The sequence below is a fragment of the Pseudomonadota bacterium genome, assembly GCA_039028155.1.
GTDB lineage: Bacteria > Pseudomonadota > Alphaproteobacteria > SP197 > SP197 > JANQGO01.
Genome location: JBCCIS010000048.1, coordinates 29,046 through 40,208, shown reverse-complemented (window position 1 = coordinate 40,208; position 11,163 = coordinate 29,046). Strand labels below are relative to the sequence as shown.

General features: G+C 59.8%; 11 protein-coding genes. 3 read left to right on the top strand and 8 right to left on the bottom strand.

Annotated features, from left to right (window positions below):
* From AAF563_20180 to AAF563_20160, 5 genes are all read right to left on the bottom strand, one after another.
* Nucleotides 1-329: hypothetical protein (locus tag AAF563_20180; protein MEM7123604.1), on the bottom strand; the 329-nt coding region annotated here is incomplete at its 3' end.
* Nucleotides 322-723, bottom strand: a complete 402-nt coding sequence (locus tag AAF563_20175; GenBank protein ID MEM7123603.1) for a GtrA family protein — start codon at nt 721-723, stop codon at nt 322-324. The genes AAF563_20180 and AAF563_20175, both read right to left, overlap by 8 nt.
* Before the next feature lie 11 nt (nt 724-734).
* Nucleotides 735-1,667, bottom strand: coding sequence for a glycosyltransferase family 2 protein (locus AAF563_20170; GenBank protein MEM7123602.1), 933 nt, complete (start codon nt 1,665-1,667; stop codon nt 735-737).
* Nucleotides 1,668-2,335: 668 nt separating this feature from the next.
* Nucleotides 2,336-3,670, bottom strand: coding sequence for a hypothetical protein (locus tag AAF563_20165; protein ID MEM7123601.1), 1,335 nt, complete (start codon nt 3,668-3,670; stop codon nt 2,336-2,338).
* 2 nt (nt 3,671-3,672) lie between these two features.
* Nucleotides 3,673-5,760: a hypothetical protein gene (locus tag AAF563_20160; GenBank protein MEM7123600.1), complete on the bottom strand. Its 2,088-nt coding sequence runs from the start codon at nt 5,758-5,760 to the stop codon at nt 3,673-3,675.
* Between the two features lie 255 nt (nt 5,761-6,015).
* Between AAF563_20160 and AAF563_20155 the strand changes: the two genes are divergently transcribed.
* Entirely contained in the window at nt 6,016-6,774 is a 759-nt protein-coding gene (locus tag AAF563_20155) for a T2 family ribonuclease (GenBank protein ID MEM7123599.1), read from the top strand.
* A 26-nt stretch (nt 6,775-6,800) separates the two neighbouring features.
* On the opposite strand, the gene AAF563_20150 is transcribed toward AAF563_20155, so the two are convergent.
* The 3 genes from AAF563_20150 to AAF563_20140 are packed head-to-tail and all read right to left on the bottom strand — an operon-like array spanning nt 6,801 to nt 9,264.
* The gene (locus AAF563_20150) at nt 6,801-7,286 is read right to left on the bottom strand and encodes a DUF934 domain-containing protein (protein ID MEM7123598.1); all 486 of its coding nucleotides are present in this window, start codon (nt 7,284-7,286) and stop codon (nt 6,801-6,803) included.
* Complete coding sequence (locus tag AAF563_20145; protein MEM7123597.1) at nt 7,273-8,928, bottom strand: nitrite/sulfite reductase; 1,656 nt, start codon at nt 8,926-8,928, stop codon at nt 7,273-7,275. The genes AAF563_20150 and AAF563_20145 overlap by 14 nt, the downstream gene beginning before the upstream one ends.
* Before the next feature lie 24 nt (nt 8,929-8,952).
* A complete protein-coding gene (locus tag AAF563_20140) occupies nt 8,953-9,264 on the bottom strand; it encodes a DUF2849 domain-containing protein (GenBank protein MEM7123596.1) in 312 nt (103 codons plus the stop codon).
* Between the two features lie 328 nt (nt 9,265-9,592).
* Between AAF563_20140 and AAF563_20135 the strand changes: the two genes are divergently transcribed.
* Together AAF563_20135 and AAF563_20130 are read left to right on the top strand one after the other, a co-directional pair.
* The gene (locus AAF563_20135; GenBank protein MEM7123595.1) at nt 9,593-10,081 is read left to right on the top strand and encodes a cytochrome c; all 489 of its coding nucleotides are present in this window, start codon (nt 9,593-9,595) and stop codon (nt 10,079-10,081) included.
* A 7-nt stretch (nt 10,082-10,088) separates the two neighbouring features.
* Nucleotides 10,089-11,006: a cytochrome c gene (locus AAF563_20130; GenBank protein ID MEM7123594.1), complete on the top strand. Its 918-nt coding sequence runs from the start codon at nt 10,089-10,091 to the stop codon at nt 11,004-11,006.
* Nucleotides 11,007-11,163: the final 157 nt, after the last annotated feature.

The following is an 11,163-nucleotide window of genomic DNA, read 5'->3' as shown; positions in this document are numbered from 1 at the left end:
GCGAACACCGGACTGATCACCACGCCCCACCAAAACAGCGATGTCTGGAAGTCGGTGACCAGCATGCCGGGCAACGTGCCCGCCAGCATCAAGACGTCGAAAGGCCGGGTCCAATGCATGACCAGGCCATCGGGCGCGTTCAACAGCGGCTCAAAGCCATCGTACCAGGCACCGGTCTCGACCAGCCGCGTGATCCGCATCAAGCGGACATAACAATCGGAGTCCGCCAGCACACCGTCCAGCACCTGAAGCCCACCAAAAGCCAGCAAGACGCCGAAGAAGACCAACGGCAGAAGGCCTGCCACGGTGATGGTCAGCCGATCAGACACGAAACACGAAATGCCGCGAGGCCAGGAAGTTAAACGCAAGCGCCACGACCGACCCCGCAGCGACCGCCAGCACCGGCCACTGCGCAAAGGCAGCGATGTTCAGGACAAGCAAGGCATAGACGCCATAGTTGATACCGGCGCCGACAGCGTTCACCACGACAAAGCGGACCCACTGACGTCCCTTTGGGCTGTTGCGCCCATGAGGAAACGTAAAGTGCCGATGCAACGCCCACGTCACCGTCGCGGCGATCAGATAGGAGACGACGCGCCCGCTCAGCAAACCCATGCCGCCATAGTCGATCAGCAACCACAAACTGCCGGCGTCGACGACAAACCCGATGCCGCCGACCAGGCAAAAGCGCAGGAACTGGCCGGACAGAGCGGCGGTCGGCATCGAGCGATCAGTCAATTCTGCGGCCCGGGGTACCGCAGATAGGCAAGACGCTTAATCTCCAACCGCCCATGGGTCACCGTGTCCAAAATCATGCCGCAGGTGAAACCCAAAAAACCCAGCAACATCAAGCCCGTAGCAAGAATGGCACTGGGCAGTTTGGGAACGGTTCCGGATCTCAAGAATTCAGCGACAACCGGCGAGCCGATGATCAGTGAGAGCACGACCAGGGCAAGGCCGGTCAACAGGAAGAACGGCAAAGGACGCTCTTCCTTCACCAACTGGAAGATCGTCATGAGAATGCGGAAACCGTCGCGCCACGTATTGAGCTTACTGTCAGAACCTTCCTGGCGTTCGCGGTAGGGCGTCTCGACTTCCGCCATCGGCATGCGTAGCGACAACGCGTGTACCGTCAGCTCGGTCTCGATTTCGAAACCGCGCGCAAGGGCGGGGAAACTCTTTACGAAGCGGCGTGAGAAAACGCGATATCCCGAGAGCATGTCCTTAAGGCGCGCGCCGAACAGCAGAGCGACGAGGCCGGTGAGAATCCTGTTGCCGAAGACGTGGCCGCGCCGGTAGGCCTCCTCGGAGACTTGGCGTCTGGACGCCGACACCATGTCGAGGCCGTCGCCTAGAAGTTTCGCGACGAGTTCCGGCGCGCTCGCGGCATCATAGGTCGCGTCACCGTCGACCAGCACATAGATGTCCGCCTCAACATCAGAGAACATGCGCCGGACGACATGGCCCTTGCCCTGACGGGTTTCTGAACGGACGACCGCGCCATGCTCTCGCGCGATGTCAACAGTGCGGTCCGTTGAGTTGTTGTCGTAGACATAGATCGCCGCATCCGGCAACGCGGCGCGGAAGTCGTCGACCACGCTGCCAATGGCAACCTCTTCGTTGTAGCACGGTATCAGCACCGCGACCCGCGGCGACGTCTGGTCCATATCGCGCCCCACCATGATCCCCAAGCCGATGGAATGATTAATATAACCTATTCGGCGGCGAGCGATATGTGAGCGTCGACACAGCTCCAACCTGAGTCATTGAAACGTCTTCCAGGCCGTTTGGCGCGTTTCTTCGCACCGAGCCCGGACGTCGTCACTGATCCTGACCGGGCACCATGGCGGAGCAATACAGGTCTGAAATCATGGCGCTTGCCGTTGCGGCCTGAATACCGCGACAGCTTGTGCGGAACGCTTCGCGAAAGATGGAGAAAGGGTGCAGGTAGTAAAAAGAAAATCGTTCTTCGAGGGCCGCAGCCCCTTTGAACAACGAGGTCCGAACTGCTGGTAAAGCAGGGTCTGCACCCTTTCCCCTTGATCATTATCACGAGGTCGGTCTTTCTGTGAAGCAAGGTGAGCGCCGACGGCGCCGCCTGGTCGCTGTGTTCAAAGCCTCTCAACGACTGAAACGGCGTGCCTGATTGACGGATCGCACCAGCCGTGCTGTGACCGCACCAACCCAGCATTGCGCCAGACTGTTCTGCGTCCGAAGACGAGAGAACCAATGCTGCCCAACAGATCATGTCCATGTGCAAAGGCTGATCTGGTTAGGGCCAGTACCTTCCACCATTCGCGTGCCATACGGGAACGGTCGAACGCAGGACATGACGTTACATGGCGTTTCGCCGCTGGACGAGGGACGTCAATCCGTACCGCTGCCGCAGCATTCGGGTGGGCAATTGTCTGAACCCCCTTGCACCAGTTCGGCCCGTGGCGACCTGCACAAGCTTCATCGCGATGCGGTGGTCAATTTGCCGCAGGCAATTGCGATCTGTCGTGTCGCGCAAGATGCCCTTTACGCTGAGCACGGACAACACATGATCCGGCGCCAGCATATTGTTGGTCACATTCACCAGGTGACGTGTTCGATCGTCCAGCGGCAATCCGTCCAGGACGCGACCCGTTCGATCGAGGCGCTTGCAAACCTCTGTCATGAGCCGCGCAATGCGCTTGGGACCCGGTCCTATCGTGCCGTCAAACGAGACGGAAAGACCAAGAAAGTCGATACGGCTACATCCACGGAACTGAGGGTCTGTGAGGCACTGTCGGCCCGCGCCATTGAAGTAGCTCAAGATGTTCTTTTTCCTGTTGCGACGAACACCCAAAGGTTCCAGCAGCTCTTCGACCTTTTCGTCAGCCTCCGACAAGACCGATCGATCCGGATGCGCAAAGAGAAAATCGTCGTTGAACCTTGCATAGAAGGCGCCGTCCCATTGCGAGAAGAGCTCGTCGAGCGGCGATGCCGCCAGATTGTTGACGATTGGGACAATCGGCACGCCCATCGGAATACCGTAAAGACGCGTGAAGTCGAAACCATCGCTATCGCGAACGGTCGGTCGGACAAGATCCTCGACCAGACTCCACGCGGTGTCAGATATGTCGTCGTTGCCGTCAATGCCCAGAACATCGCGCAGTACAGTCCAGATGTAGGCGTCGGGATGAACCGGAAGGTTATCGCCGTACTTCTCAAAGTCCGACTGCAGGACGAACAAGCCACGCTGGCGTGGGTCCTTCCTGTCACGCCGATGGTCGCGGACGTAACGGGCAAAGTCCCTCATGGCCGCGTAGTTGCTGGTACCTGGCAGATAGGAGTAGAGGCCCGGCATGCCCATCACTTGTGCGTTGTTCGAGACGACGCGATAGACGACCGACCCGACAATCTGGTCGGTGAACTTGGACCGATGAGCTTGACGCGTTTTGTTGCCGAGTCTTAGAGACCAGAGATTGACCGGAGAGAAGCGGTATTCGCCTTTGCTGACCGTCTTAGCGAGCGCGCGCGACAAACCACGATGAAGGATAAAGGTTCCGATGTAGCTGACCCCGTCCTGCGCTTCCATGAAGGCCTGATTGCGTTCGTTCTTCTTGTTGAAGATCTTCTTGATGGCGTCAGCGTAAAAGTCCGGGTCGCCGATGATGTCGTCGAGATTGAGTGCTCGCTTGTCCATCTCTACGAATCCCTGGCATCTCTCTTTGATTGAGACAACGACCAGTCGTTCATCCTCTCTTTCCATGAGTTGAGGACGTCCGGTTTGGTGTCGCCGGGCACGAAGAACAAGGCGTGAAGCTTTTGATCAAGAAAGGCGGGGTACAGACGATAGGATCCGCACAGCGACGAGGTCGCTCCCGAACCCAACGCGCGCACTGCCGTCGGAATGGCCGATGACGTGGTTTCCCTGTCCAAATCAGCGGAGAGCTTGGCCCGCGAGGGCGATGACAAGTCGATCATGAGACCACCTTTACTCTCAAACATCTCCTGAAACGCCGCCACCAGGCCCGATGTATCAAGTCTGGCATCCGGTTCGGATGGCAAAAGGCCACGTTCACGCATGATGGCGAGAGCGCGCCTTCCCTTGACCGGTATCTCGCCTGTCGACCGCAGGCGGTTCACAAGACCAGCGGCCTCGTCGAGCAACGTGCGGGGATCAAACCGGTTGGAAGCCTCGGCGCCGTGACGATAGAAGTAAACGAGACAGTGCTTATCACGCCAAGCGCCATGCCCACTATCTTCCAGGCTTTCCGTCAGCATATCCCGAAGCTTCAGTCTGTCGCGATCGCTCGCCGACCTCGCGATCTCCAGGGTGCCGGCGGTGACCTCGCCGGGTTCGTGTGTCAGCCTTTTGCACCAGTCTCCAAGTGACAGAAGCGGAGCGAGCTTGATCTCCCGCCTGTCATACCAGAGTTGGGCGATGATCAGGACGATCAGCGAGATCAGAAAGCAGATCTTGAGTTCGGCGAAACTCCCGATGTCGGCCAACTCTCCGGTGCCAATGAGAACAACGCCAGCCAGAATGACGATCATGCTGATGCAAACCGTCGCATACCGATGGTCGGCATAGGCTCTCACCTGGTACACCGCAAGCCATGAACGAACCAAGAAGAATGGCAGCATCGCAACAAGAAATGCGATGGGTATGTCTTGGAAGCCGAGAACAAAGACGATGGCCGCGAGAAGCCAGAAGAAGAGCCCGACGATCGCTGCGGCGAAGACAAGCTTGGCCATGAAGACATGGGCAAGATTGTGCAGCGCGATGGCGCGGCGCAGTCGCACGAGATCGAAGTAAAACAAAATCGACCACTCATATGATCCGCGGATGGCCGGCAGAATAATATAGAGAAGCACCGCAAGATCGGGGGTGTTCCATTCCGGATGACCGGCAGTCAGGTCGATCGTGTTGCCGGCGATATCCTCGAGCCCGACCAAGATCAGAACCAGAAGACTGTCGATGCGGATGAGAAAACCAGCCGCCGTCGACCACATCAGCGTGGCCACGGGCAAACCGGCGAGAAAGCGCCCGAAATGCCGTAAGCCTTGTTGAAGTGTCGGTCTGAGATCGACGATCTCGTACATTCTCTTGATGTAGATATAGCTGATGACCAGCGAAAAACCCGAGCCAGCAATGATGGCGACGATCAAAGAGCCTTCTTTCAGGGGCCCAAAAAGGGCGGCAATGATCGCGGCCTGCAACAGCGTCGGCAGTAGAATGGAGATCAGGGGCCGGTAGACCCGGCGCGTCGCATAGATGCCGGAGTGCAGTGTCAGAACCGGAATGCGTAAGGCCAGCTCTGCCACGATCAAGACGATGTAGATGTCAACAACATGGTCGCTGGCGGACGCTTGCGACAGCGACCAGGTCAACCAGGCCAACCCCGCCAACATAACCAGTGCCGCCAAGATCACGGAAAGAACAAGCCAGTTGGCGATCGCCTGTTCGGCCTCCGTCTTGTGCCTGTGTCCGGAGAGGTCACGCAGCTTTTCGCGCAATACTTCCATCGCGCCCCACCACGCCCCGCGGACCAGCGGCGATCCCGCACGCAGCACGACGACAATGATCACCGCTAGTTTTGGCGCATAGGAGAGCAGCACCAAGAACTCCGCGACATGAACGGCGAACGAGATGACGCGCAGTGTGAAGAGATAGCGAAGACGGAAGATGAAGTAAGGAAGGAGTCTATTGCGAAGAAGGCAGGGGTAGAGCGTTACCATGCGCTCCTGTTTTTCGGCCGCCGATGCGAACCAACGCTCAATCCTCTGCATTGACTGACCTACTCCCAGTCATGAACGCTGCAGGTCAGACAAAGACCACGTGCCTCCCACGACGCTAAGCGCGATCGTCGCGCTTCGAGAACCCCACTGTTTCAGGTTAGTCTATCGCAATCTGGCAAACACGGCCAAAGACTGGTCTATCGCATGACAAAGAGAGTATTGAACGTTTTTGGAACTTTCCGACAGGGCCGGCCCGGCACCCGAACCAACTGGCATCTGTCGCCCGCAAGTCTCCCGGTTGCCCGCATGCTGGCCGTGACCGCCTTAGCGATCGCAGTCACGGCCTTGATGAGCGAGAGGGTGGCAGCGGCATCGCAATGTGGGAGCTTCGATGTCTACATTCTTGCGCAGACCTGGCCTGAATCGCAGTGCTTAACGCTAAAATCCGATGCACAAGACACGTGCCTTGAGGCAAAACCTGACAATGCCTGGAGCATTCACGGTTTGTGGCCCAGCAGCCTGACTCCTGGCGGTTACCCACGGCACTGCAAAGGCGCAGACTTTTCACGCGACGCGCTCGCCGGACTGCTTCCTCAGCTGACCGCTGCCTGGCCGAACCTTGGGGTTGCTCGATCAACCAGTGCCGACGCCAAGAGCGCTGTCGACAACGACTACTCCTTCTGGCGTTACGAGTGGGAAAAACACGGCATCTGCGCGACGGTCTGCGACACCAACATTGGCTCCCAGCATGACTACTTCGCGCAAGCACTCAGCCTCTACGACAGGTATGACATCGGCAAGGTACTCGACGCGGCAGGCATCGTTCCCGATAGCACAGCCACAATCACCGCGTCGTCGGTCAGCAACGCAGTCAGCCAAGCTTATGGTGCAACACCGGCGCTCAGTTGTACGTACGACAAGGACAAGAACAGCACTAATCTGAACGGCTTGTGGCTGTGTCTGAAGCCCGGCAGCTTTGATCCCGTCGACTGCCCGGCCGACGAGGTTCCCGAGCACTCACGTTGCCCCGCTGACGTTCTGCTTCCTGCGGCTCCGTCGCCTTAGAGACAGACGCCAAACGGCGATATCATCTAGCTCTGACGCAGCGCCATGGCGGGACGGCGCGCGTCGCCAGCCGGCTGGTAGGTGACGGAGACCTCCGCGAGAGCCTGCCTGAACGCCTCGGCCGCATTGACGTCGGCCATGTCGAAGGCATCGAAACCACAGCGCACCATGAACGCGACCTGGTCACGCAACACGTTGCCGACGGCGCGGACTTCACCCTTGAAGCCCAAGCGCTCGCGCAGCAGACGCGCATAGGAATAGGCGCGCCCGTCCGTGAACGCCGGAAAGTCCAGCGCGACGAGATCGAAGCGACCGAGGTCATCACCGATCAGATCCGGCGACTGATCGCTCGCCAGCACAACACCGAGCGGGCCGTTGTGCGCCGCCACGTCATCGCCGGCCGCCTGCCAGCGTTCGAGCGAGACGATCACGGGACCATCGGGCAGGTCCTGATCGTCGGCCACCCGGAGCCAAGGGTCGTCGATCAGTTCACCGTCCTTAATGAGCGGCATAGAGCCTCTCCTTGAACGGCTCCAGGCCGGCGCGCTGATAGGTATCCAGGAAACTCTCACCGTCGGCGCGAATGTCCAGATAGGTCTCGACGATGGTCTCGACCGCGTCGGTCACGTCGTCACCGGAGAATGCCGGTCCGACGATCTTGCCAATGGCCGCGTTCTGGTCGGCGTTACCGCCAAGGGTGATCTGGTAGTGTTCGACGCCTTTCTTGTCGACACCCAGAATACCGATGTGGCCGACATGATGATGGCCGCAGGCGTTGATGCAGCCAGAGATCTTGAGCTTCAACTCACCGATGTCGTGTTGGCGTTCCAGATCGGCAAACCGCTCGCTTATTTCCTGCGCGATCGGGATTGAACGTGCGTTGGCAAGCGAGCAGTAGTCGAGGCCGGGGCACGTGATCATGTCGGAGATCAAGCCGATGTTGGCCGTCGCTAGATCGTGCGTCTTAAGCGCCTGCCACAGCGCATAGAGGTCGCGCTTCTTGACGTCGCCCAGAACCAGGTTCTGTTCATGGCTGACGCGGATTTCGCCGAGCGAAAACCTGTCCGCCAGATCCGCGACGGCCTCCATTTGATCCGCCGTCGCGTCGCCGGGCGTGCCGCCGATGGGCTTCAGCGAAATGTTGGCGATCGCGTAACCCGGCACCTTGTGTTCGGCGACATTGGCGCGCACCCACAGATCGAAGTCGCGATCGCCGCCGCGCCAGGCGTCGAACTCCGGCGAGTTGTCATCCAGCGTGTCGTACTCCGGTGGCGCGAAATAGGCCTTGATGCGCGCGACTTCGCTTTCCGGCAACGCCAGCGGCGTGTCCTTGATCTGCGCCCACTCGTCCTCGACCATCGCCGTGAACTTTTCGGCGCCGGTCTCATGGACCAAGATCTTGATGCGCGCCTTGTACTTGTTGTCGCGCCGGCCGAGCTGGTTATAGACGCGCAGGATGGCTTCCAGATAACTCAGCAGGTGACGGATGGGCAGGAAGTCGCGCACCGTATGCGCGATCATCGGCGTGCGGCCCTGACCGCCGCCGACCAGCACCTCGAAGCCCGGCTCGCCGGCCTCGTTGCGCACCATGCGCAGGCCGATGTCGTGCACCTTTACCGCGGCCCGGTCGTTGGGCGCGCCGGTGATCGCAATCTTGAACTTGCGCGGCAGGAACGAGAACTCCGGATGCAGCGTCGACCACTGGCGCATGATCTCCGCATAGATGCGCGGGTCCTCGATCTCGTCGCCGGCGACGCCGGCATACTGGTCGGCCGTGACATTGCGGATGCAGTTGCCGCTGGTCTGGATGGCGTGCATCTCGACCTCGGCCAACTCGTCCAGGATGTCCGGCACGTCGGGCAGCTTGGGCCAGTTGTACTGGATGTTCTGGCGCGTGGTGAAGTGACCGTAGCCCTTATCATAGACCCGCGCGATATGGGCGAGCTTGCGCATCTGCAGCGACGATAAGACGCCATAGGGAATGGCGACGCGCAGCATATAGGCGTGGAGCTGCAGATAGAGGCCGTTCATCAGCCTGAGCGGCTTGAACTCCTCTTCCGTCAATTCACCGGCGACCCTGCGCGCAACCTGGCCACGGAACTGGCTGACCCGTTCCGCCACCAGCGTGTGGTCGAATTCGTCGTAGCGGTACATTGCCGCTCCCTGTCTACGGTTGTCTTAAGCCGCGGCCGTCTGCGTGCTCGCCTGCTTGCCCAAATCCAATCGGGTCGTCGGCCCGTTGGCGCGGATCACTTCCTTGATGTGGACCGGGCAAACGACGCCATTCTCAACCGTCACCGGTATCAGATAGGCCTCGACAATCAGGCCGTCGGCGACCGCGTGGCCGGCGATAGCGAGCAAGTCCTCGGCCTCGTCCGAACCGTTTCCAACCCGGGCACAACCGACCGTCTCGGTCCATCGTCCGTCGGCGCTCAAATAGACCACCGCACCGTCATCCAGACGGTTGGCGGTGACGATCTGTGTCGTCATAACTGAGTGTCCTCGACTGCCGTATTCCTAGTTTCGTTTATCTTAGGCATCGCGAGGCGGCATTCGCGGTCGCACTAAGCACATCATGGAATCGGCGGAGTACGCTTAACCTAGGCATCACCAGGCGATCTCGCAAATGAGGAATAATCGTAACCATCCCTAGAAATTCTAATCCAAGCGGCATCCTCGTTTCGATCGTCCGCCCCATGATCGGTCCGGCGTAATCAACCGCTTTCACGCCAACGTGATAGCTTTACCGCCTTGGCACACGTAACCTGAAAGTCGGCCTACACCAATAAAATGCGCTCGATCCGGGGAGGATTAGACCATGCGATTTCGCTCGTTCGGAATGCTGTCCGTTGCTGCCGTGCTCGCGGCTGGGAGTCTGGTTTTGGCAGGAGAGATATCGCAAGCTCAGGACCCCGGTGCCATCATCGAGGAACGCCAGGCAAGGATGAAAGAGAACGGCACCGCGATGAGGACAATTGGCGGATATGCTCAAGCCGGCGTCGGCACCCTGGAAGACGTCTCCGCAGCCGCCGCCACGCTGGCCCAGCACGCCATCGACATCCCTGATCTCTACCCCCAAGGCACCAGCCTGACCGATATCACAGATCCCGAGACCGGTGCCAAGCCGGTAATCTGGGAGAAGTGGAATGAGTTTCTCGGCGAAGCCGATGCGTTGGAATTCGAGGCGCTAAAGCTCAAGGAACTCGCCGATAACGGCAATGGAGACGCGATTAGCGCCCAGTTTGAGGTCCTCAGCACCGTAGGTTGTGGAGGGTGTCATCAGACATTCCGCCAAAAGCTGGATTAGCTCATCGTTGCGTAAGTGCGTGGGACGCGGGCGGCCACGCGGGGTCGCTTTCGTCTTCTGGATTTCCCTGGTAATCGCCGGCCCAGCTGCATGGGCGCAGGATCTGCCCGAGGGCGATGCCGAGCGCGGCGAGTATGTCTTCCAACTGGCCGGCTGCCTGGGCTGCCACACGGACTCCGCCAATGACGGGGCGCCCTTGGCGGGCGGGCGTATCTTGAACACCGATTTCGGTTCGTTCGTGACGCCAAACATTACCCCCGACCCCGAACACGGCATCGGCGGCTGGACGCTTGCCGAGTTCGATCGCGCGCTGCGCGACGGTATCGGGCCGGACGGTACGACCTATTACCCGTCGTTTCCCTATGACTACTTCACCGGCATGGAGGACCAGGATGTCGCCGACCTCTATGCCTACCTGATGGCGCAGCCGGCCAGCGACAACGCGGTCAGCGAGCACGATCTGAACTTCCCCTTCGACATGCGCTTTCTGCTGTTCTTCTGGCGCATGCTCTATTTCGAACCTGGGCCCGAAGCCGCCGATCCAGAGCGCGACGAGACCTGGCATCGTGGGCGCTACCTGGTCGATGCACTCGGTCATTGCGGCGCCTGCCACACGCCGCGCACCTGGCTGGGCGGCACGGACACCGACCTCTATCTGGCGGGCAACGGGAACGGGCCCGACGGCGACCTAGTGCCCAACATCACGCCGAACATCGAGACCGGCATCGGGTCATGGTCAGAGCTCGACATGATGCTGCTGCTGCGCGCGGGGTTGCTGCCGGACGGCGACGCGGTCGGCAGCGACATGGCCGAGGTCGTGCGCAACTCTACCAGGGCGCTTAGCGACGAAGATGCGGCCGCGCTGATCGCCTATCTCGCCAACATTCCACCCATCGACAACAGGCCCGTGCGCGGCGAGCCCTGATCGCCATCGCCGTTCACGCGGCCTCACCATCATGTTACTCGACCGCCAACTGGGCCCGCCTAGGATGCTGCCGATTGCAGATTGTTAGGGATCCCAAGGGTTCATGGTCTTGATTTCGAGGCCAGATATGCGAACGGAAGTCTTCCGCACCCTGTGA

What these genes read in the sequence shown, in the direction of transcription:
- AAF563_20140 (MEM7123596.1), bottom strand. Translation starts at nt 9,264, where the DNA reads ATGACGACACAGATCGTCACCGCCAACCGTCTGGATGACGGTGCGGTG.
- AAF563_20145 (MEM7123597.1), bottom strand. Translation starts at nt 8,928, where the DNA reads ATGTACCGCTACGACGAATTCGACCACACGCTGGTGGCGGAACGGGTC.
- AAF563_20175 (MEM7123603.1), bottom strand. Translation starts at nt 723, where the DNA reads ATGCCGACCGCCGCTCTGTCCGGCCAGTTCCTGCGCTTTTGCCTGGTC.
- AAF563_20160 (MEM7123600.1), bottom strand. Translation starts at nt 5,760, where the DNA reads ATGCAGAGGATTGAGCGTTGGTTCGCATCGGCGGCCGAAAAACAGGAG.
- AAF563_20165 (MEM7123601.1), bottom strand. Translation starts at nt 3,670, where the DNA reads ATGGACAAGCGAGCACTCAATCTCGACGACATCATCGGCGACCCGGAC.
- AAF563_20135 (MEM7123595.1), top strand. Translation starts at nt 9,593, where the DNA reads ATGCGATTTCGCTCGTTCGGAATGCTGTCCGTTGCTGCCGTGCTCGCG.
- AAF563_20150 (MEM7123598.1), bottom strand. Translation starts at nt 7,286, where the DNA reads ATGCCGCTCATTAAGGACGGTGAACTGATCGACGACCCTTGGCTCCGG.
- AAF563_20170 (MEM7123602.1), bottom strand. Translation starts at nt 1,667, where the DNA reads ATGGACCAGACGTCGCCGCGGGTCGCGGTGCTGATACCGTGCTACAAC.
- AAF563_20155 (MEM7123599.1), top strand. Translation starts at nt 6,016, where the DNA reads ATGCTGGCCGTGACCGCCTTAGCGATCGCAGTCACGGCCTTGATGAGC.